At 63.3% G+C, this 19,903-nt stretch carries 21 protein-coding genes, 1 tRNA gene and 1 other RNA gene; 14 read left to right on the forward strand and 9 right to left on the reverse strand.

Going from position 1 to position 19,903, the window contains the following annotated elements:
• Position 1: 1 nt before the first annotated feature.
• Positions 2-808 (forward strand): indole-3-glycerol phosphate synthase TrpC, encoded by an 807-nt coding sequence (gene trpC / locus AADX97_RS10935; protein WP_374236999.1) that lies wholly within the window; start codon positions 2-4, stop codon positions 806-808.
• Between the two features lie 60 nt (positions 809-868).
• On the forward strand, positions 869-991 hold the full coding sequence (locus tag AADX97_RS10940; protein ID WP_374238606.1) for a hypothetical protein: 123 nt from the start codon (positions 869-871) through the stop codon (positions 989-991).
• Between the two features lie 54 nt (positions 992-1,045).
• Here AADX97_RS10940 and crp read toward each other — a convergent pair whose 3' ends face one another.
• Positions 1,046-1,702, reverse strand: coding sequence for a cAMP-activated global transcriptional regulator CRP (crp, locus tag AADX97_RS10945; protein ID WP_374237000.1), 657 nt, complete (start codon positions 1,700-1,702; stop codon positions 1,046-1,048).
• A 343-nt stretch (positions 1,703-2,045) separates the two neighbouring features.
• Here crp and AADX97_RS10950 point away from each other — a divergent pair, with 343 nt between their 5' ends.
• On the forward strand, positions 2,046-2,495 hold the full coding sequence (locus tag AADX97_RS10950) for an OsmC family protein (RefSeq protein ID WP_374237001.1): 450 nt from the start codon (positions 2,046-2,048) through the stop codon (positions 2,493-2,495).
• A gap of 36 nt (positions 2,496-2,531) precedes the next feature.
• Positions 2,532-3,356 (forward strand): adenosylmethionine decarboxylase, encoded by an 825-nt coding sequence (gene speD / locus AADX97_RS10955; RefSeq protein ID WP_374234283.1) that lies wholly within the window; start codon positions 2,532-2,534, stop codon positions 3,354-3,356.
• Between the two features lie 28 nt (positions 3,357-3,384).
• Here the strand turns inward: speD and coq7 are convergent, their stop codons facing one another.
• Positions 3,385-4,029, reverse strand: coding sequence for a 2-polyprenyl-3-methyl-6-methoxy-1,4-benzoquinone monooxygenase (coq7, locus tag AADX97_RS10960; RefSeq protein WP_374234284.1), 645 nt, complete (start codon positions 4,027-4,029; stop codon positions 3,385-3,387).
• 275 nt (positions 4,030-4,304) lie between these two features.
• Positions 4,305-5,543, reverse strand: a complete 1,239-nt coding sequence (locus AADX97_RS10965) for a (Fe-S)-binding protein (protein WP_374234286.1) — start codon at positions 5,541-5,543, stop codon at positions 4,305-4,307.
• Positions 5,544-6,044: 501 nt separating this feature from the next.
• On the opposite strand from AADX97_RS10965, the gene AADX97_RS10970 reads away from it, so the two are divergent.
• The 5 genes from AADX97_RS10970 to AADX97_RS10990 all read left to right on the forward strand — a co-directional run bounded on the left by AADX97_RS10970 (position 6,045) and on the right by AADX97_RS10990 (position 9,664).
• Entirely contained in the window at positions 6,045-6,356 is a 312-nt protein-coding gene (locus tag AADX97_RS10970) for a ferredoxin (protein WP_374234287.1), read from the forward strand.
• 388 nt (positions 6,357-6,744) lie between these two features.
• Positions 6,745-7,182, forward strand: a complete 438-nt coding sequence (gene rplM / locus AADX97_RS10975) for a 50S ribosomal protein L13 (protein WP_374234288.1) — start codon at positions 6,745-6,747, stop codon at positions 7,180-7,182.
• Between the two features lie 11 nt (positions 7,183-7,193).
• Positions 7,194-7,583 (forward strand): 30S ribosomal protein S9, encoded by a 390-nt coding sequence (rpsI, locus tag AADX97_RS10980; RefSeq protein WP_374234289.1) that lies wholly within the window; start codon positions 7,194-7,196, stop codon positions 7,581-7,583.
• 152 nt (positions 7,584-7,735) lie between these two features.
• A tRNA-Gln gene (locus AADX97_RS10985) sits at positions 7,736-7,809 on the forward strand.
• A 490-nt stretch (positions 7,810-8,299) separates the two neighbouring features.
• Positions 8,300-9,664, forward strand: a complete 1,365-nt coding sequence (locus AADX97_RS10990; protein WP_374234290.1) for a porin — start codon at positions 8,300-8,302, stop codon at positions 9,662-9,664.
• Between the two features lie 364 nt (positions 9,665-10,028).
• On the opposite strand, the gene AADX97_RS10995 is transcribed toward AADX97_RS10990, so the two are convergent.
• On the reverse strand, positions 10,029-10,496 hold the full coding sequence (locus AADX97_RS10995; RefSeq protein ID WP_374234292.1) for a DUF29 domain-containing protein: 468 nt from the start codon (positions 10,494-10,496) through the stop codon (positions 10,029-10,031).
• A 248-nt stretch (positions 10,497-10,744) separates the two neighbouring features.
• Positions 10,745-11,404 carry a ribose-5-phosphate isomerase RpiA gene (gene rpiA, locus AADX97_RS11000; protein WP_374234293.1) on the reverse strand — a complete coding sequence of 220 codons (660 nt, stop codon included), beginning with the start codon at positions 11,402-11,404 and terminating at the stop codon, positions 10,745-10,747.
• Between the two features lie 365 nt (positions 11,405-11,769).
• Between rpiA and ilvA the strand changes: the two genes are divergently transcribed.
• Complete coding sequence (gene ilvA, locus AADX97_RS11005; protein ID WP_374234294.1) at positions 11,770-13,302, forward strand: threonine ammonia-lyase, biosynthetic; 1,533 nt, start codon at positions 11,770-11,772, stop codon at positions 13,300-13,302.
• A 258-nt stretch (positions 13,303-13,560) separates the two neighbouring features.
• Here ilvA and AADX97_RS11010 read toward each other — a convergent pair whose 3' ends face one another.
• The 4 genes from AADX97_RS11010 to AADX97_RS11025 all read right to left on the reverse strand — a co-directional run bounded on the left by AADX97_RS11010 (position 13,561) and on the right by AADX97_RS11025 (position 14,926).
• On the reverse strand, positions 13,561-14,172 hold the full coding sequence (locus tag AADX97_RS11010; protein ID WP_374234296.1) for a 5-formyltetrahydrofolate cyclo-ligase: 612 nt from the start codon (positions 14,170-14,172) through the stop codon (positions 13,561-13,563).
• Between the two features lie 18 nt (positions 14,173-14,190).
• Positions 14,191-14,376, reverse strand: a non-coding RNA gene (gene ssrS, locus AADX97_RS11015) — 6S RNA.
• A gap of 14 nt (positions 14,377-14,390) precedes the next feature.
• Positions 14,391-14,720, reverse strand: a complete 330-nt coding sequence (locus AADX97_RS11020) for a cell division protein ZapA (RefSeq protein WP_374234297.1) — start codon at positions 14,718-14,720, stop codon at positions 14,391-14,393.
• The gene (locus tag AADX97_RS11025; RefSeq protein WP_374234298.1) at positions 14,717-14,926 is read right to left on the reverse strand and encodes a TIGR02449 family protein; all 210 of its coding nucleotides are present in this window, start codon (positions 14,924-14,926) and stop codon (positions 14,717-14,719) included. The genes AADX97_RS11020 and AADX97_RS11025 overlap by 4 nt, the downstream gene beginning before the upstream one ends.
• Before the next feature lie 84 nt (positions 14,927-15,010).
• Here AADX97_RS11025 and AADX97_RS11030 point away from each other — a divergent pair, with 84 nt between their 5' ends.
• The 4 genes from AADX97_RS11030 (at position 15,011) to AADX97_RS11045 (ending at position 19,622) form a co-directional block, all read left to right on the forward strand.
• Entirely contained in the window at positions 15,011-15,631 is a 621-nt protein-coding gene (locus AADX97_RS11030) for a UPF0149 family protein (RefSeq protein WP_374234300.1), read from the forward strand.
• Positions 15,628-16,935 (forward strand): Xaa-Pro aminopeptidase, encoded by a 1,308-nt coding sequence (gene pepP, locus AADX97_RS11035; RefSeq protein ID WP_374234301.1) that lies wholly within the window; start codon positions 15,628-15,630, stop codon positions 16,933-16,935. The genes AADX97_RS11030 and pepP overlap by 4 nt, the downstream gene beginning before the upstream one ends.
• Before the next feature lie 199 nt (positions 16,936-17,134).
• Positions 17,135-18,373 (forward strand): 2-octaprenyl-6-methoxyphenyl hydroxylase, encoded by a 1,239-nt coding sequence (gene ubiH, locus AADX97_RS11040; RefSeq protein WP_374234302.1) that lies wholly within the window; start codon positions 17,135-17,137, stop codon positions 18,371-18,373.
• Complete coding sequence (locus AADX97_RS11045) at positions 18,360-19,622, forward strand: UbiH/UbiF/VisC/COQ6 family ubiquinone biosynthesis hydroxylase (protein ID WP_374234303.1); 1,263 nt, start codon at positions 18,360-18,362, stop codon at positions 19,620-19,622. Before ubiH ends, AADX97_RS11045 begins: the two co-directional genes overlap by 14 nt.
• Positions 19,623-19,903 lie beyond the last annotated feature (281 nt).

Genomic DNA, 19,903 nt, shown 5'->3' on the forward strand with positions numbered 1-19,903 from the left:
CATGGCCGATATACCTGACATCCTTAAAAAGATCATTCACCGGAAGGTGGAAGAGGTCTCGGCCCGGTCGGCGCGCGTACCGCTCGGTCGACTCGCTGCCGGCTTACCCGAGGTCGATCCCCCACGCGGATTTGCCGATGCGCTCCGGGCGAAGGTCGAGGCCGGTGTCCCTGCGGTGATCTCCGAGATCAAGAAGGCCAGTCCGAGCAAGGGTGTGCTGCGCCTGGATTTTCGACCTGCCGAGATCGCGCAGAGCTACGCCCGCAATGGCGCGGCCTGTCTCTCCGTGCTGACCGACCGGGATTTCTTCCAGGGAAGCGACGAAGATCTCAAGGCGGCGCGTGCGGCTTGCGCCCTGCCGGTGATCCGCAAGGACTTTATCGTCGACCCTTATCAGCTCTACGAGGCCCGTGCCCTGGGCGCCGACTGCATCCTGCTGATTGCGGCCTGCCTTGACGATAACCGGCTCGCCGAGCTCAATGATCTGGCCGAACAGCTCGGGATGGACGCGCTGGTAGAGGTCCACGACGCGGACGAGTTGGCGCGGGCGCTGGCGATCCCTGGCCGCCTGATCGGGATCAACAACCGCAATCTGCGGACCTTCGAGGTGACGCTGGACACGACGCTTGGACTGCTGGATCGGGTCCCGAGCGACCGGCTTCTCGTCACCGAGAGCGGCATCTTGACGCCGGAGGATGTCGAGCGGATGCGCGCAAGTGGTGTAAACGCCTTCCTCGTCGGCGAAGCCTTCATGCGTGCCGATGATCCGGGCGAGGAGCTGGCGCGGCTATTCTTCGGGGCTTCCTGAGCTCGCTCCCCCGGGATCGTCGACTTGCAGTCGACTCTTCGGCCTCCCGGACGAGCTCGGGTGACTCGTTATCGTTGTCGTCCGGAATCCGATTACGATCACGACAACGACAACGACAACGACAACGACAACGACAAATTCTGCGACGGTTTGCTCGAGACTGACGGCGTGACTTCCCTGTGACGCCTGCGCGGGTTGGGCACGCTGCGCTTTGCCCAACCTACGGCTGGCGGCCCCCTACCGCGTCCCGAACACCACGATCGTCTTGCCCTTCACGCTGACCAGCCCCTGCTCCTCCAGGCTCTTGAGCACCCGCCCGGCCATCTCGCGCGAGCAGCCGACGTTGCGCGAGAGCTCCTGTCGGGTGACGCGGATCTGCATCCCGTCGGGATGGGTCATGGCATCGGGTTGTTTGCAGAGGTCGAGCAAGGTGCCGGCGATACGGCCGGTCACGTCCAGGAAGGCCAGGTGACCGACCTTGCGGCTGGTTTGGCGCAAACGCTGGGAGAGTTGTAGTCCGACGCTGTAGAGAAAATCCTTGGCGTACTCTTTGAGCTCGACATCAAGCAGGCGATCGAGCCGCTGGTAGCTGATCTCCGCGACCTTGCATTTGGTGCGGGTGCGGATGATGACGCTGCGTGTCTTCTGAGGGACGAAGAGCCCCATCTCGCCGATGAACTCGCCCTTGTTGATGTAGGCGAGCAGCAGCTCGCGACGCTCCTCGGGGTCGTCGATCATCGCCGCGACCGAACCTTCGATGAGATAATAGAGCGTGTCCGCCGCTTCACCTTCACGGATGAAGTCCACGTTCTTGTCGTAGCTCTTGGCATGACAGTACTGCAACAAGGGTTCCAACCAGCGGGGATCTTGTTTCGGCGGCGTCAAAATGGTCATGGATCGCTGTGTCTGTCTGTCCCGGACATGGCTCTGGATTCTAGGCGTGCGTCTTGCCCTTGTCGAACCCGAGGGGAGGTTGGTTGCCCACTGGTCAGATTCAAGAATCTCTCACGGAGACACGAAGGGAGCAACGGAAAGAACTCGAATTCTCCGTGCTCTCCGTGCCTCCGTGAGAGGCATCTCGATCTGGAGCCGTGGAGCAGGGTGCCGGCGTTGATTGATCGGTGGTCATAGGGGCTGGGGCGTGCGTGGTCGCCGGATAAACCCGGAGCGCGCAAGACAGGGGCACGCGCCTGGCCTCTTCATGTTCAAGCGGAACGAGTCAGGGCGGAGAATCGAGATGAAGGCACGTGTGAAATGGATCGAAGGGGCGGCGATGCTGGGCGAGGCAGGCTCGGGTCATGCCGTCGTGATGGACGGGCCGCCCGATCTCGGCGGACGCAACATCGGGGTGCGCCCGATGGAGATGGTACTGATCGGGTTGGGCGGCTGCACCCAGTTCGACGTCCTGCTCATTCTGCGCAAGGCGCGGCAGGTGGTGACCGACTGTGTGGTCGAGTTGACGGCGGAGCGCGCGGAGACCGACCCCAAGGTCTTCACCGCGATCCATGTCCATTTCATCCTGACCGGGCGCACGCTTGATCCGCAACGCGTCGAGCGGGCGATCAAGCTCAGTGCCGAAAAATACTGCTCCGCATCCATCATGCTGGGGGCGACCGCGACCATCACGCACGACTTCGAGATCCGCGATCTCGATGTCGCTCTTGCATCCGACGAACCGGAACGGTAGCGTGCGCGCTCTCGTTGTCCAGGAGGTCTCACGCCGATGCCCATGACTCTGAAAAAGCTGCGTCTGGAGGGGTTCAACAACCTCACCAAGACGCTCAGCTTCAACATCTACGATGTCTGTTATGCGGACTCGGACGAGCAGCGCGAGGCCTACATCCAGTATATCGACGAGGCCTACAACGCCGAGCGTCTGACCGCGATTCTGACCGACGTCGCGGAGATCATCGGCGCGACCATCCTCAATGTCGCGCACCAGGATTACGACCCGCAGGGCGCGTCGGTCACCATGCTGATCTCCGAGGAGCCGATCGCGGCGGGGCAGATCTCCAACACCGCCTCGCCGGGCCCCTTGCCCGAGGCCGTGGTCGCCCATCTGGACAAGAGCCACATCACGGTTCACACCTACCCGGAGAGCAATCCGCAGACCGGGATCAGCACCTTCCGTGCGGATATCGATGTCTCGACCTGCGGGCGGATCTCGCCGCTGCGGGCCTTGAACTATCTCATCCATGCGCTGGAGTCCGACGTGGTGATCATGGACTACCGGGTGCGCGGCTTCACGCGCGACGTCGGCGGGCGCAAGCACTTTATCGACCACAACATCAGCTCGATCCAGAACTATCTGTCGCGCGACACCAAGACCCGCTATCAGATGGTCGACGTGAACGTCTACCAAGAGAACCTCTTCCACACCAAGATGGTGATCAAGGACTTCAGGCTTGACGACTATCTCTTCTGCGTCGAAGCCAAGGATCTGTCGGAGCGCGACGATCAGCGTATTCAGAAGCTGCTGCGCCGTGAGCTCAGCGAGATCTTCTACGGACGCAATCTCGGCCGGAACCTGGAATATCTCGGGGGCTGAATTCCGCTATCGCGGAATTCAGTGCGGTTCAGACCCAGTAGACCGTGCCTGTCATCACCTTGGAGGTCAGCCGCATCGCCGCACGAATCGGCGCCGGCAGCTCGGCTCCGCCGGCCGCATGAGCAATCTGCGCATGGTGGACCTCGTCGGCCTTCATCTGCTCTAGTATGGTGCGTGTCTTCTCGTCGTCGATCGGGATCTGCGCCAGATGCTCGTCGAGGTGGTCCTCGACCTGACGCTCGGTCTCGACGACGAAGCCGAGGCTCCATTTGTCGCCGGCCAGCCCGGCCGCTGCGCCCATCGCAAAAGAGCCCGCGTACCAGAGCGGGTTCAAGAGACTCTTGCGATCCCCCAGGTCTTCCAGGCGTGCGGCACACCAGGCGAGATGATCATTCTCTTCCTTGGCGGAGCGCTCCAGGCGTTTGCGCGTGTCTGGCAGCTTGGCGGTCAGCGCCTGACCCTGATAGAGGGCCTGGGCGCAGACCTCGCCGGTGTGGTTGATCCGCATCAGGCGGGCGACATGCCGGCGTTGCTCGTCGGTGAGGTCGGCCTCCGGGATGTCCTCTGCAGGGTTGGGCCGTTCGGTGGTCTGAGGACGCCCGAACAGGGTCCGCAAGGCGTGATCGGCGTTGATCAGGACCTGGTCGATCGGCGTCAAACGGCGTGTCGTCATGGGTTGCTCCGGTCGAAGGGTGTTGAGGTGCGGTCAGTATCGAGGATTCGCCGCTGTGTGACGAGTATGCGGGCGGCCGGGCTCGGTTCCATGTCCAATCATTGTCGTTGTCGAGATCGACGACAACAAACCTGCCAAAGCCCTTCTCTCGCCGAGCGCAGCGCCGGCATCACAGGGTGCAGAACAGGTCGGCTGGGAAAAGCGCAGCGTGCCCAATGGCTCCCCGTGATGCCGGCGCGGGTTGGGCACGCTGCGCTTTGCCCAACCTACGGCCTCTAAGCCTCGGGATCGAGTGCCGCGGCGATCAGCTCGACGGGGTGCATGACCGCGATATCCAGCCTCGCCTCGCGAACGCCCGCGGCCAGGTGCAGGGCGCACCCCGGATTGGTGGTCACGATCACGTCCGGGGGGTCCAGCCGCACCGGCGTCAGCAGATCGGCGAGCAGGGCCTCGGCCATGGCCGGGTGCTGGAGCAGGTAAGTCCCGGCAGCACCGCAGCAGCCTTGGCCCGGCGGCATCGGCGCTACCGCCAGACCGGGGATGCGCGCGAGCAGCCGATGGACGGCGGCATTCCCGCCAAGCTGGTTGCGATGCGAGCAGGGCTCGTGGACCAGGACGCGACGTCGATCGGGTTGAATCCTCAACGACTCAGGCCACTCGAGGCCGTCCAGGAAGGCGCACAGCTCCCGGGCGCCGTGCAGCGCCGGATCGCCCCGAAGCTCGGCAACGCAAGCGCTCGCCAAACCGATGAGCGGGCGGTCGCCGTGCGTCCGCACGCAGGCATCGCGCTGCGCATCGGCCTGCGCGGGCAATCCGTTGTGTCTGAGCATGGCCCCGCAGCAGGTGTCGGGCGAGACGATGCGGAAGCGCAGATTCAGTCGAGCCGCGACCCTCAGGGTCGCCTCGACGGCGCGTCCCTCTGCGGCCGAGCCCATGCAGCCGAGGAAGAGATCGCCGTCCGCGCCATCGGGATCAATCGGGGCGATCGGCCGCGCGACGTCCCCCATCGCGGTCGCCATTCTATGGTAGGGACGAAGTGCGGGGATTCGGTCGAGCCGGATCAGCTCCGCCAGTCGGGCCAGGCCAAGACGGAGGTAAAGGCGGGGGACCCAGGCGAATCCGCCCATCAGCCACGCGTTGGACAAGCCGCCGAGGGCGAGCCGCTTCAAGGTCCGCCGGGGCGCCGGCAAGGCGCCCGTACGCAGTGCCTTCGCCTGATCGGCGATACGCCCGTAGGCGACCTCCGAGGGGCAGACGCGCTCGCAATTCAGGCAGCCGAGACAGCCGTCGAGATGCCCGGCGAGGGTCGGCGTCAACGCCAGGTCCCCGCTTGCCCACCCTTGGATCAGGGCGATCCGCCCACGTGGTGAATCTGCCTCTTGGCGCGCATGATGAAACGTCGGGCAGTGGGGCAGACACAGCCCGCACTTGACGCACTGATCGGCGAGCTGCACCAGCTCACGGATTGCGCCGGCCTGCGAGAGGCTGCGCGGGTCTTCGGTCGAGGTCTTCAATCGCGGGGTGTCGTCCAGTGGCTTGCTCAGTTCGTTTACAGTGTGTCCATGCCGGCGAATCAGGTGCCCCGGACGCAGCATTCGGCCGCTGCAGACCTTGCTTATGTTACCCTTCCGGGGCGCCCTTAGCGTTGAGTTCAGGTGAGGCATTGGTCATCCTTTCGTCCAGGCCTCTTGGGTTCCCCGACCGGACGCGAGACTCCGGCCGCACCCCCGGGTACGCCGACTTCAGTCGGCACCTGGGGAAGGCGGACTTCAGTCCGCCGCGCGGGCGCGATCGGTCGACCGAAGTCGCCCGTCCCCGGGTGCCGGATGAATCCGGCGTACCCGGGCGGTCGCGGTCGGCGACCTAGTCACGGCCGATGTGGCCGAAACGATGATCAAGGCCCTCAGGTGATACTCAAACACGCGCCGGTTTTTCGGCTAACTCACTGTTCATGCGTTCGTTTCCAGCCACTAACCACTAACGACTAACCACTAACCACTAACCACTATTTTAAGATGTCGTACTACCGCTATCATGTCTTCTTCTGCACCAACCAGCGCGAGGACGGCAGCCAATGCTGCAACCAGTGCGGGGCCATGGCGATGCGGGATTTCCTCAAGCGTCGCACCAAGGAGCTGGGTCTGACCGGGCGCGGCGGGGTGCGCATCAACACCGCCGGCTGTCTCGACCGTTGTGCCGAAGGCCCCGTGATCGTGGTCTATCCGGAGGACACCTGGTACACCTACGTCGACCGCGAGGATCTGGAGGAGATCCTGCAGGAGCATCTGATCGGCGGGCGCGTGGTGGATCGGCTGCGGTTACCCTAAGCCGCGTCCAGAGCGAGATGCTGAATTTTCGAGTGAGCTCGACGTTTGGTGCATCCACAGCCCCTGGCGGGGACGTGGCTTTAAATCATCTCTTTTTTGAATACCTTAAACCGCGCTGGCTCCAACGTTCGTCAAATCTGCCGGGGCCGATCCCATCCAGAAACATCGCATACCGCGCCGGGCGCGGTTTAAGGTTACCGGCCTGAATCGCGGCTCAAATTCGGGTTGCGTACGATGCTGTCGTCACGTAGACTTCGCGGTCTTTCTCGACCCAGAAAACGAAATCGACGGCCCGCGCGCGCCTCGGTACTCGAACCGCACCGGCACGATGCCGTGTGAAGTGTTCGTTGTCGGGACAACGCGAGTACGGCATCCCGGAGCGAAGGACATGACGACGACAGTGAGTACAAAACCGGCGGAAGTCCGCCGTGCCTGGTATCTGGTCGATGCCGACGGCAAGACCCTCGGGCGGCTCGCCAGCGAATTGGCCCTTCGCCTGCGCGGCAAGCATAAGCCGCAGTACACCCCCCACGTCGACACCGGCGACTATATGGTTGTCATCAATGCCGAGAAGGTGCGGGTAACCGGGAACAAGCGCGAAGACAAGATGTATTACCATCACACCGGCTACATCGGCAACCTCAAGTCGACGAATCTCGCCAAGTTGCTCGAGTCCAAGCCCGAGCGAGCCATCGAGATCGCCGTGAAGGGGATGCTGCCGCGCGGACCCCTCGGGCGGGCCATGTTCAGGAAGCTGCGTGTCTACGCCGGGCCGGAGCACGGTCATCAGGCGCAACAGCCGCAAGTCCTTGAGCTCAACGTTTAGGAATCAGACGCATGTCCGAGAGACAACACGCCATCGGTCGACGCAAAACATCTGCCGCACGGATTTTCCTGACCCTTGGGTCCGGCAACATCACGGTCAACGATCGCCCGCTCGATGAATTTTTCGGCCGCGAGACGGCTCGGATGGTCGTGCGTCAGCCGCTCGAAACCGCCGGGTTGCTTAACCGGGTCGACATTAAGGCCACCGTTGCCGGCGGCGGCAACACGGGGCAGGCCGGCGCGATCCGGCACGGCATTGCGCGTGCGCTGGTTCTGTTCGACGAGAATCTACGTTCGCCGATGCGGCGCGCCGGATTCCTGACCCGCGATGCCCGCGAGGTCGAGCGTAAGAAGGTTGGCCTCCACAAGGCCCGCAAGCGTCCTCAGTTCTCGAAGCGTTAAAAAAGCACGACCAGAGAGCGATCGGCCCTCTTTCGCCGGCTCGGCACTCCCGAGCCGCGTCGATTTGAAGGCTGCAGCACGACAGCGCTCTCGACCTCGGTCGTCTTCTTAGGGCATCAAACCTCCTCGATGCCCGCGGAACGACCCGCTTTTGGGGGATCGTCTAGTGGTAGGACAGCGGACTCTGACTCCGTCAACCTAGGTTCGAATCCTAGTCCCCCAGCCACCCCCCCGCGCCCTCATGTCCGGCTCGGCAAGCATCTCGGACGCTCTCGCTTCGCCATCGTTCTCCCCTGTACACTCTACGCAACATCTTTTCGATGTGGCATCCAGGTCAGCCCCGGCATCGAAGCCATGTTCTCCTGCCGATCCCGGCGGGATCCGTCTGCGGTGCTTCTTCGATCCTGTTTCGGGCGCCCCGTGCATGCATGTCGCTTGCGGCGTTCGATGGTGGGGGTCGTGCTTAATCAAGTCTCCAGCCTGGCGTCGTCGCCGGTATCCAGCGACGCCATTACCGGTTCGCCCCTATGCAGCGGATCGGAATGTGCTGGCTTCGACTCGGGTCGATGCAAAAAAGCAACATGTTTCCTGTGTGTGTCTTTTTTTCCCTCACTCTGTTGCAAAACACTCCGCCTTCCACTATAGTTCGGTACGCAAAGCATGATTGCGTTGGTTTCTGCAGTCTACCTGACAAATTCACAACAGCGGAGAAGAGTATGAACAAGAAGATCCTTAGCCTCGCGGTCGCTGCCGCGATGGTCGCCCCGGGCGCCGCGATGGCCGAAGCTATCCTGTACGGCAAGCTGAACGTCTCCCTCGACTATGCGAACGTCAAGAACGTCGTCCTTCCGGAATACGGATTCGCGGAGGATGCCGACGGAAACGTCATTCTCGACGCCAACGGCAACCCGACCCTGGTTAAGACTGCTCCCGGCCAAGACTTCGATGGATGGGGCATGTCCGAGAATGGCTACATCCCCGGTGTGAACCGCGCAAGCCGACTCGGCGTCAAGGGTTCCGAGGATCTGGGCAACGGACTCAAGGCCATCTATCAGGTCGAGTTCGGCATCAACCTGAACGACACCAACAACAACGTCCTGAGCAATAGCGACTCCATCACCTACCGAAATACCTTTGTCGGTCTTGCTGGCGACTGGGGTACCGCCCTGCTCGGCCGTCACGACACCCCGATGAAGATTTCGACCGGGAAGCTCGACCTCTTCTCCGACACCATGGCCGACTACAACGGCACGGTCGGTTTCCGCGATCTGCGTGCGGACAACGTTGTTGCCTATATCAGCCCGAGCCTGGCTGGCTTCCAGTTGATGGGTGCCATCATTCCGGCCGGCGGTGCAACGGGCGGCGGACAGGGGCTGAACCTCAACGAAGACAGCCTTGCCGGAGCCTACTCCCTCGCGGCCATCTACAGCAACGGTCCCTTCTACGGGTCCGTCGCCTACGAGTCACTCGGCAATCAGCACTTCAATACTCAAAGCGTGAGCCTCACCGGCAACAACTGCCCTGTCGAGACGCCTAATGTCGCGAACCGCGATCCGAGCGATCCCTTCACCTCGACCTGCGCCTACACGGATGATGATTCCACCGCCTGGCGTATCGGTCTCGGTCTGCTCGATTGGAACGGCTTCAGCCTCACCGGTATTTACGAGCAGCGCGACAATGAATTCCCGAGCGGTCGCTATGAAGGCTTCACCGACCCGGTCGACGGGAGCTTCAACACCTTCTTCCCGGATGGTCCGGAAGAGGTCGAGCTCTGGCAGATCCAGGCCGGATATGCCTTCGGCAACAGCATGGTCAAGGCGATGTATGGCCAGGCCGACTACAGCGCCGATTACAACTTCGGGCCCAATGCTGTCGCTGCGGCGGGCGGCGCGCTCGCAGGCGAACTCGTGGACAACTTCTACAACGATAAAGTCGAGACCTGGGGCATCGGGTTCGATCACAACCTGAGCAAGCGTACCAAGGCCTACGCGCTGTACACCGCCGTGGATACGGATTCCAAGGACATTCTCCCCGGCAAGCAATGGGATGGCTTCTCGGTGGGCATGATGCACAGCTTCTAAGCCAACGAGCTTAGGTCTGGCATGGAACGTGAGACGGGGCCTTCGGGCCCCGTTTTTTTGCCGTTAGAAACTGTCGGGCTCCGATGGTGATGGGTGGATTGCTTAAACCGCGCCCAGCTCGGTAATACGATGTTTTCGGATGGGATCGGGCCCGGCAGACTTGACGACCGCTGGGTCGGCGCGGTTTAAGGCATTAAAAAATATATTATTTTTAACGCGTTCCCACTAATGATTGTAGCGGGTAGGCTGGGGTGAGCTTGCGAACCCCGGCATCCCCGGCGCTTGCGTCAAGCTGGGGTTCGCAAGCTCACCCCAGCCTACTTGTTTCGTTTGTTTTTGAATCGTTCCTAGGCGGGTCTGTCCCTCAGGGCCAAAAGGTCGGGCTCAGCAGCTCATCCTGTCGAAAGGGGCATCGCGGCGGAAACCGGTTCGAAGGCAAGCCGGTCTCGTCGATTGCCGATTCAAGTGCCTTGGGGTAGGCCTGCTCGATTATCTCGGGAAGTCGCTGTGCCAGGCTCGGGCTCTCCGCGACGATCTCCTCGATCTCTTGGCGGGCGTTGCGGATCGAGCGCCGCCACGAAGGTCCGCGGCGGGCCGGCTGCTCTTGCCATTTTAGGAGGTGCAGGAGCAAAACACGCAGGTGGCTCGCCAATGCCCGTTTTTCGCTCCGTCCCATATCCTCCAACTCCTCGGCGATGTTCTCCGCGTCCAGGCTGTCGAAACGCCCCTCCCTCAGCAGGCGGGCATTCGCGAACGCCCAAGCGACGAGATCTTGCTCGTAGATGGGCGCTCCGGGCTCATGAGCCGACTTCAGATTTCGTTGGCGCGTCATCGCGGTCGCCTCTTTTCTTGTTGACTCCGAGATACGCCCCCTCGGCGTGATTCCTCGATAAAACCGCGTTCAGGGCGAGATCCTGAGCTCCGAGTAGATCCAGCGTTGTATGCACCCCCGAAACCTCGGCGCAAACGCGTTTTAAAATTCTTATTTTTCAGAATCCTAAACCGCGTCGACCCGGACGTTCAAGGATCCGGCGGAGGCAGCTCCAATCCAAGAACGATTCATGCCGCTTCGGACGTGGTTCAGGCCCGCAGCGTCTTGGGACCTTCGGGGGTTCCCAGGATCAAGACATCGGCCGGACGCAGGGCAAAGATGCCGACGGTGACCACGCCTGCGATATTGTTGATGGTTTGCTCCAGTTTGGCGGGCTCCATGATCTCCAGATGCTGCACGTCGAGGATCAGGTTGCCGTTGTCGGTCACAAATCCGTCACGCCAGACCGGGGTGCCGCCCAATTGGACCAGCTCTCGTGCGACATAGCTGCGCGCCATCGGAATCACCTCAACCGGCAGCGGGAACGCGCCCAAGACTCTGACCAGCTTGCTCTCGTCGGCGATGCAGACGAACTGCCGGCTTGCCGCCGCGACGATCTTTTCGCGGGTGAGCGCCCCGCCGCCGCCCTTGACCAACTGTAGCTGCGCGTTGGACTCGTCCGCGCCGTCCACGTAGAGCGAGAGCTCGCCGACGGCGTTCAGATCGTACACCGGGATCCCATGCCCCTTGAGTCGTTCGGTCGAGGCGACCGAGCTCGATACCGCGCCCTCGATGCGTCCCTTGATGCCGGCCAGCGCGTCGATGAAATGATTCACCGTCGAGCCCGTTCCGACCCCGACGATGCCGTCCTCGACATAGGCAAGTGCGGCCTCGGCGGCCTGTTTCTTCATGGTGTCTTGTGCGTTCATGTGTCCTCCGGTGTGTTGGTCGAGTGTCGGGGGTAGGTTGTGCTGACGATAGGAGGCACAACTCGCGCCGAAGGTTGGTTGTGCCTCGCATGGCTCGGCACAACCTACGGTCCTTTTTCCGGCTCCGGCAGTATCATAGCAGAGCCCGGAAACCCCACAGATCCGTCCGGAGTGACATGGTGCCGAGAGTGAGAAGCTTCGTTTCGAGTGCGTCCAATGCCGAGCGTCCGTCCGGCGCTCGGCAGAGACACGGCTTAAGAACCCATATTCTTGACACTCTAAACCGCGTCAGCTCCGACGTTCCTGCAAGCAGTCGAGGCGGATCCAAGCCAAGAACAATGCCTATCACTCCGGACGCGGTTTAGATGCCTGACGCCTATATCGAACGGATCCTGCGTGCTCGCGTCTACGATGTGGCGCACGAGACACCGCTGACGCACGCGCCGCTGCTCTCCGCGCGGCTTGAGAACGCGGTCTTTCTCAAGCGCGAGGACTTGCAGCCCGTGTTCTCGTTCAAGCTGCGCGGGGCCTACAACAAGCTGATCCATCTGGATCCCGCGGTGCGCGCGCGCGGCGTCATCGCGGCCAGTGCGGGCAATCATGCCCAGGGGGTTGCGCTCGGTGCCGCCAAGCTCGGGGTCCCGGCGACCATCGTCATGCCGCGGACCACGCCTGCCATCAAGGTGCGTGCGGTGCGCCGTCTCGGCGGCAAAGCGATCCTACATGGCGACTCTTACGACGAGGCATTCTCCCATGCCATGACCTTGGTCGCGGAGAAAGGGCTGACCTTCCTGCACCCCTTCGATGATCCCGATGTCATCGCCGGTCAAGGGACGATCGGGATGGAGATCCTGCGTCAGCATCCGGTCCCGCCCTATGCGATCTTCGTCCCGGTGGGCGGTGGCGGACTGATCGCAGGTGTTGCGGCCTACGTCAAATGGTTGATGCCGGAGGTGCGCATCATCGGTGTGGAGCCGCAGGATGCGCCCACGCTGCATGCGGCGCTCGCCGCAGGACGGCGTGTGGAGCTGGCGCAGGTCGGGCTCTTCGCCGACGGCGTGGCCGTGAAATTGATCGGCGAGGAGACCTTCCGTATTGCACGAGAGCGTGTCGACGAGGTCGTGCTCGTGAGCACCGACGAGATCTGTGCCGCGGTCAAAGACGTCTTCGACGATACCCGCGGGATCGCCGAGCCGGCCGGCGCGCTCGCCGTCGCCGGCATGAAGCGCTATGTCGAAACGCAGCAGATCAAGGGCGAGCATCTGATCGCGATCGAGAGCGGCGCCAACGTCAATTTCGATCGTCTGCGCCATATCGCGGAGCGCGCCGAGCTCGGCGAGCGGCGCGAGGCGTTGCTTGCGGTCGAGATTCCGGAGCGTCCGGGGAGCTTTCTGGCCTTCTGTCGCGTCATCGGGCGGCGTCAGATCACCGAGTTCAACTATCGCTACTCGGATGCGTCACGGGCGCAGGTCTTCGTCGGTGTGGAGCTTGCGCGCGGCGACGAGGAGCGTGCCGAGCTGATCGGCCGCCTTTTGGAAAAAGGTTTCGGCGTACTCGACATGACCGAGAACGAGACGGCGAAACTGCACATCCGCTACATGGTGGGCGGGCATGCCGAAGGGATCGAGGGCGAGACGCTCGTGCGATTCGAGTTCCCGGAGCGCCCCGGTGCGCTGCTGGATTTTCTCTCGGCCCTCGGAAAGCGTTGGAACATCACACTGTTTCACTACCGCAACCACGGTGCCGCCTACGGGCGCGTCCTGATGGGCGCCCAGATTCCGCCGGACGAAACGGATGCCTTTCGCGGGGCGCTCGATACATTAGGTTATCAGTATTGGGAAGAGAGCGAGAATCCGGCCTATCGCCTTTTTGCCGGATCTAAACCGCGCTTGGGGTGATCTGCGATGGTCGCGAAGGACCGCTGCATTTTCGCAAACAACGGCCTCGGCGTGGCGCGGTTTAGATGATTTAAAAGGCAATCGAGGCGATTTCCGGGAACACGCGTCTCGACTGCGCACGGATGCAGGGCATGTAGGGGCGACTTCAGTCGCCCCGATCCATGTTGGTCGATGCTTTCGGGTCAATCACCCTCGAAAAATGCGTCCCGCAAGCGGGTCAGGCTCGAGAGAAGGACGAGCGGTCCGAAGCCAGCTTTATCACTCGGGACGCGATCTAAAATACACCCGCCGTTCGGTCACGACGGCATCGAGCGGAATATCCCAGGTGCGAGGCTCGATCTCCTCGATGCGCTGGCACTCGTGCGCGAGCCCGATCAGGCGGGGTCGCCGCCAAAATCGGCGTGCCTTCAGATAGGCCAGGGTCCGGTCGTAATAACCGCCGCCCATGCCGATGCGATTGCAGGCGCTGTCGAATCCCACCAGCGGGACCAGGATCAGGTCGAGATGGCGAGCGGGGCGGATGTGACGGCCACGCCGGGTAGGCTCGGGGATGCCGAAGCGATTGGGACGCATCGTCTCGCCGGCGATCCAACGCACGAAGCTGAGTTTGATCCGAGATCGTTCCCCGATCCTTCGGCTCAACACCGGAAGATAGACTGCTTTTCCGTCCTCGAGCGCATCCTTCAGCAGGGGTCGTGGGTCAAGCTCTCCATCGGCCGGCCAGTAGGCCGCGATCCGGCGGGCGCGCAGAAAGAAGATTTGACGACGAAGCAGTTGCGCCACGAGACGCGCATGACGACGCCGTGACCGGAGACTCAAGGACCGGCGGCTCGCGCGTAGTGCTAGACGGAGACGTTTTGGATCGCACATGGCGTGAGCAAAAGGGGGACACCCCCCGCCTGTGCCGTTGCAGACCTTTGTTCTTGAACCAAGAGGTTCAAGTGGGAACACTCGACTCGGCTTCAGGCTTCCCGCTCGAAGGCGGACATGCACAACAGCCTCGCTTCTGTGTCCCCAGGGCAGCGATTAGGCTCAAGAAAATACCCAGGCCACGATCGAACACTGCAGGGGATGTCTTGAGATGAAGGCTATACCCTTTCGCCCGACGCGTCCAGCGCCTGTTCGGCCGCCAGCGCTTCCGCGACTCGCGCCTGCAGGAGCGCCAGCCGCGGGTCGATCTCGCTACCATCGAGTGTGCGGGTCTTCTGAAGCTGAAGCAGCTCATGGGCGATATTGAGAGCCGCCATCACGGCGATACGGTCGGTGCCGATGACGCGACCGGTCTTGCGGATTTCGCGCATCTTGCCGTCGAGAATGCGTGCCGATGCGCGCAGTCCGCCTTCTTCATGCGGCGCGCAGGCGATGCGGTAGTCCTTGTCGAGGATCCTGATACTGACCTGAATCGGCTCGTCGCTCACAGACTTTCCTCCATCGCGCGCAGACGCGACAACATGGCCTCGACTCGGCTACGTGCCTGCTCGGTCTTTTCGATCAGCTCGCCGCGCTCGCCGATCAGCGTCTCCTGGCGAGCCCGCAGGGACTTGTTTTCGTCGCGCAGGCGTTGATTCAGGCGGATCAAGGTCTCTACCTGTTGTTCCAATTGGTCGAGGTCGAAATGTGCCAAAGTCCACGACTCCGTTGAAGTTCGCCGCACTATAGAAGGCGTGCGGAGGGCGGTCAATCGCGCGAAAGCGCATGGTATTATCGCATGGTATCCGGGCTTTTGATCTCCCGGTGCCCATCCCCCGTTTCCCGCACTCTTCCCCGAGAGGAGGTCGCCACGAATATCGACGACGATCGGCTTGCCCGTTATCTGGCGGGGGGCGCACTCTGCGCGACTCCCAGCGAGGCCCACGGCATCCTCTGCGGTTTGATGTGCGGCGGCGATGCAAACCCCGAGTCCACCTGGCTGCAACAGCTCCGGCCCGAGTCCGAGGCGGGTGATTTGTTGATCGACGAGGGGCGCGAGGCCCTGTCTGAGCTGGCGCGACTGACGCGCGAGGAGCTCGAGGCGTCTGAATTCGGTCTCTCCCTGTTCTTGCCCGACGACACTCGACCCCTTGCAGAACGGGCGATGGCCCTCTATGACTGGGTGCGCGGGTTTCTTTACGCGTGGGGAACGCTCGACCATACCGGCGCGCAGCCCTCTGCCGAGACGAGCGAGATCCTACGTGATTTTACCGAAGTGACGCGCATGGATCTCGATGGACTCGATGACGACGAGCAAAACGAAGGGGCATTGACCGAAGTGAGCGAATTCATCCGGGTTGCGGCCATGACGATTTATCAGGAGCGCGTTGTCGCTCGCGCTCACGTGCCCGAGTCATGACAGCGGCCGAGTACAAGCGACGACGTCGCGCCCTGGCTCAGTCGATCGGCCCGAACAGCATCGCGATCCTTCCGGCCGCGCGCGAGGTCGTGCGCAACCGCGATGTCCATTACCCGTTTCGCCAGAACAGCGACTTCGTCTACTTGACGGGTTTCTCCGAACCCGATGCCTTCGCCCTGATTGCGCCGAAACGCAAAGACGGGGAGTACGTGCTCTTCTGTCGGCCTCGCGATCCGGAGCGCGAGCAGTGGGACGGCCGTCGCGCGGGTGTGGAGGGTGCGACGGCGGATTTTGGAGCCGATCAGGCGTATCCCCTGAGCGAGCTCGACACGGTCATGCCGACCCTGCTCGACGGGCGTGAGCGGCTGTATTTCGCGATCGGCAGCGATGCGGCGCTCGACGCGCAGGTCATGGGCTGGGTCAACCGGGTCCGTGCGAACGTCCGCGCCGGCGCTTGCGCGCCCGCGACCTTCGTGACCATTGAGTCGGTGCTGCACGAGATGCGTCTGCGTAAAAGCCCTGCCGAGATCAAGCAGATGCGCCGAGCAGCGGAGATCTCCGCGGCGGCTCACCGGCGGCTGATGCAGATCTGCGAGCCCGGCATGAACGAGTCACGGCTCGAGGCCGAGTTTCACCACGTCTGCGCCGCCTCGGGTGCGCGCGATCAAGCCTACTCCCCAATCGTCGGCGGCGGCGCCAACGGCTGCATCCTGCACTATGTCGAGAACCGGGCGCCGCTGCGCGACGGGGATCTCGTTCTGATCGATGCCGGATGCGAGCTCGGGGGGTATGCCTCGGACATCACCCGGACCTTCCCCGTGAGCGGACGCTTCAGCGCACCACAGCGCGAGATCTACGAGCTGGTGCTCGAGGCGCAGGCTGCTGCGATCGGCAAGGCCAAGCCCGGCAATCTCTGGAACGAGCCGCACGACGAGGCGGTCAAGGTTTTGACCAAGGGGCTTATCCATCTCGGCCTGCTCAAGGGCAAGCTCGACGAGCTGATCAAGGAAGAAGCGCACAAGCCCTATTACATGCATCGCACGGGGCATTGGCTGGGAATGGATGTCCACGACGTCGGAAGCTACAAGCAGAAGGGCGCGTGGCGACCCTTCGAACCCGGGATGGTGTTGACGGTGGAACCCGGACTCTACTTGGCCGATTCGGATGAGATCCCGGAGCCCTATCGACAGATCGGGATCCGCATCGAGGACGATGTCCTGGTCACGGAGTCGGGCAACGAGATCCTATCGGCCGCGGCACCGAAGGATCCCGAGGCGATCGAATCCCTCATGGCGAACAACTAAACCGCGTCCGGAGCGACATGCGTCATTTTCATTTTGCGTTTGTCTTTGGAGATGTCCACGATCTCGGTGAGACGCGGTTTAGAATTTAATATTTTTTAGTACTTTAAACCGCGCCGGCTCCGACAGTCGTCGGAGCTGGTGCGGCCAAGCCACTCCAACACATCACGCATACCGCACCGGGCGCGGTTTAAAGGCAAGCATGCACGAATACGATCTGGTCATCATCGGCGGAGGCTTGGTGGGCGGTAGCCTGGCCTGCGCCCTATCCGGCTGCGGGCTGCGGATCGCGGTCGTGGAGGCAGTGCCGGCCTCGGCCGAGCACCAGCCGAGCTACGACGAGCGCGTTATTGCCTTGTCTTGGGGCAGTCGCCGGATCCTCGAAGCGATCGGCGTCTGGCCGGACATTGCCCCTGAGGCAGAGCCGATTCGGCAGGTCCATGTCTCCGATCGCGGGCATTGCGGGTTCACGCGGCTGGGCCCGGACGATGCCGGTGTCGAGGCCCTCGGCTACGTCGCCCCGGCGCGCGTGATGGGGGCCGCGATTCGCTCCGCACTCGCGTTGTCGCCGGACGTGGAGCTGCTCTGCCCGGCGCGGCTCTCGGAGCACCGTGTTGCGGCCGACCGAGTCGAGCTCGCGGTGCAGCACGGGGACGAGCGTTTGGGTTTGAGTGCGGCGCTGTTGGTTGCGGCCGACGGCGGAGATTCGGCGGTGCGACGGCAGCTCGACCTTGAGACCCGGGACGAGCGCTACGCGCAAGACGCCGTTATTACGACGGTCTCGCCGGATCGCCCGCGGACCGGCGTTGCCTTTGAGCGCTTCACCGACACGGGGCCGTTGGCCCTGCTGCCGATGACGGGCGGACGCTACTCGGTGGTCTGGACCTGTCGCGGCGAGGAGACGAGCACGCTGCTCGGACTCTCGGACGACGCCTTCCTGGCGCGCCTGCAAGCGCGTTTCGGCTACCGGCTCGGGCGTTTTCTGCAGGTGGGTCCGCGTCGCGCCTATCCCCTGAAGCTGGTGCTCACGCGCAACCCGGTGCAACCGCGTGTCGTGCTCATCGGCAACGCGGCACACACCCTTCACCCGGTGGCCGGCCAAGGCTTCAATCTAGGTCTGCGCGACGTCGCTGCCCTCGCCGAGGTCATCGCCCAGAGCGTCCGTGCGGGTGCGGATCTCGGCGGTCCGGCGGCACTCTCGGACTATCGGGACTGGCGCGGGTCGGATCAGCCGAGTACGGCGCGACTGACCGATCTGCTCGCCCGCGTCTTCGTCAACCCCTGGACCCCGCTGCGGCTCGCACGCAACATGGCCATGTTGGGGCTGGATCTCATCCCCCCGGCGCGCCACCGCGTAGCGCAGCGGTTCATGGGCGTGGGCGGGCGCCTGCCCCGCCTCGCCTGCGGGGTCCCTTTGGAGAAGACCGATGCACGAAACTGAGTCCATGTCATCGAGTGGCCCGGACACGACCGCCTCGCAAGAGGCGTTGTTCGATCTGCTCGTGGTCGGTGGCGGAATGGTCGGGGCCGCACTCGCCCGCGCCTGTTCCGGCAAGGGGCTGCGGATCGCGGTCATCGAGACCCGCACACCGCAGCGCGAGTGGCCCGCGGGCGAGGTCGACCTGCGTGTCTCCGCCTTGAGTCGAGCGAGCCAACGGATCCTCGCGCGGCTCGGCGCCTGGCAGCGCATCGGGGCGCTGGGCGCCAACCCCTATCGCAAGATGTGTGTGTGGGACGCAATCGGCGGCGGGAGCATCCATTTCGATGCCCAATCGCTCGGGGAGCCCGATCTCGGGCATATCGTCGAGAACCGCGTCATCCAACTGGCGCTTTGGGAGACACTTGAGTCCTCGCCGGACATCAGGCTCGTCTGCCCCGCGTCCATCGTCGAGATCGAACGCACGGAGACCGCATCGCGGGTGGTGCTCGCCGACGGACAGGTCATTGCGGGTCGCCTGTTGGTTGCCGCGGACGGGCGCGATTCACTGGTGCGCGAGCTCTCGGGCATCGAGACCGAAGGCCGGGACTATGACCAGCGCGCGATCGTCGCCAACATCTTGCCGCAGCAGTGGCACGAAGAGACCGCTTGGCAGCGCTTTCTGCCGACCGGACCGCTGGCCTTGCTGCCGTTGGCCGACGGGCGCTGCTCGCTCGTGTGGTCCGCCACCGAGGGGCGTGCCGCCGAGTTGCTGGCGATGGGCGATGCCGCCTTCTCGGCGGCCCTGACGGATGCCTCCGAGGCGCGGCTCGGCGCGCTCGTCGTCGAGGGGTCGCGCGCCGCCTTTCCGCTTCGACTCCAGCACGCCAAGCAGTACGTCCTGCCTGGGTTGGCCCTGGTCGGCGACGCTGCTCATGCGGTCCATCCACTGGCCGGACAGGGCGTGAACCTGGGGTTCCTCGACGCCGCCGAGTTGGCCGCGGCGATCGATCTCGCGCTGGAGCGGGGACGCGACATCGCGGGTCTCTGGGCGTTGCGCCATTACGAGCGAGCGCGCCGCGGGGACAACACCGTTATGCTGGCCGCGATGGATCTGATCAAACGGGCCTTCAGCAACGAAGCCCCGCCGGTTGCTGCAGCGCGCAGCCTCGGGTTGACCCTGACCGACCGAATCGGACCCATCAAGGCGCTCTTCATGCAGCGCGCGCTCGGCCTGGGGAGCGACCTGCCGCCGCTTGCGCGTCCGAATTAGACCGCGCCCAGCGCGGTATGCGATGTTTTTGGATTCGCAACATTCGGAAGCTGCTCGGCTGCCTTGACTTCAGTTATCGGTGTTATTCTTAATTCGAAGCCGCGCCGGGCACGATATCCGCGATCGCACGGCGCTGCCCAACCAACAAGGCCCGCGTTTTGTCGGTGATACGGCTCAGCCCGAGCGTGCCGTCGCGGAGCAGCGCGGGGAGCCACCTGGCCGCAAGCACTGAGCACAGACCGGGTATCCACGGACCGCATCGTCGGACAAGCGCCGACACC

Source organism: Thiocapsa sp. C2-2m (assembly GCF_041903745.1).
In the GTDB taxonomy this organism is placed as follows: domain Bacteria; phylum Pseudomonadota; class Gammaproteobacteria; order Chromatiales; family Chromatiaceae; genus Thiocapsa; species Thiocapsa roseilacustris.

Coding starts and splice junctions, on each gene's coding strand:
- trpC (WP_374236999.1), top strand. CDS start 2: ATGGCCGATATACCTGACATCCTTAAAAAGATCATTCACCGGAAGGTG.
- crp (WP_374237000.1), bottom strand. CDS start 1,702: ATGACCATTTTGACGCCGCCGAAACAAGATCCCCGCTGGTTGGAACCC.
- AADX97_RS10950 (WP_374237001.1), top strand. CDS start 2,046: ATGAAGGCACGTGTGAAATGGATCGAAGGGGCGGCGATGCTGGGCGAG.
- speD (WP_374234283.1), top strand. CDS start 2,532: ATGCCCATGACTCTGAAAAAGCTGCGTCTGGAGGGGTTCAACAACCTC.
- coq7 (WP_374234284.1), bottom strand. CDS start 4,029: ATGACGACACGCCGTTTGACGCCGATCGACCAGGTCCTGATCAACGCC.
- AADX97_RS10970 (WP_374234287.1), top strand. CDS start 6,045: ATGTCGTACTACCGCTATCATGTCTTCTTCTGCACCAACCAGCGCGAG.
- rplM (WP_374234288.1), top strand. CDS start 6,745: ATGACGACGACAGTGAGTACAAAACCGGCGGAAGTCCGCCGTGCCTGG.
- rpsI (WP_374234289.1), top strand. CDS start 7,194: ATGTCCGAGAGACAACACGCCATCGGTCGACGCAAAACATCTGCCGCA.
- AADX97_RS10990 (WP_374234290.1), top strand. CDS start 8,300: ATGAACAAGAAGATCCTTAGCCTCGCGGTCGCTGCCGCGATGGTCGCC.
- AADX97_RS10995 (WP_374234292.1), bottom strand. CDS start 10,496: ATGACGCGCCAACGAAATCTGAAGTCGGCTCATGAGCCCGGAGCGCCC.
- rpiA (WP_374234293.1), bottom strand. CDS start 11,404: ATGAACGCACAAGACACCATGAAGAAACAGGCCGCCGAGGCCGCACTT.
- ilvA (WP_374234294.1), top strand. CDS start 11,770: ATGCCTGACGCCTATATCGAACGGATCCTGCGTGCTCGCGTCTACGAT.
- AADX97_RS11010 (WP_374234296.1), bottom strand. CDS start 14,172: ATGTGCGATCCAAAACGTCTCCGTCTAGCACTACGCGCGAGCCGCCGG.
- AADX97_RS11030 (WP_374234300.1), top strand. CDS start 15,011: ATGGTATCCGGGCTTTTGATCTCCCGGTGCCCATCCCCCGTTTCCCGC.
- pepP (WP_374234301.1), top strand. CDS start 15,628: ATGACAGCGGCCGAGTACAAGCGACGACGTCGCGCCCTGGCTCAGTCG.
- ubiH (WP_374234302.1), top strand. CDS start 17,135: ATGCACGAATACGATCTGGTCATCATCGGCGGAGGCTTGGTGGGCGGT.
- AADX97_RS11045 (WP_374234303.1), top strand. CDS start 18,360: ATGCACGAAACTGAGTCCATGTCATCGAGTGGCCCGGACACGACCGCC.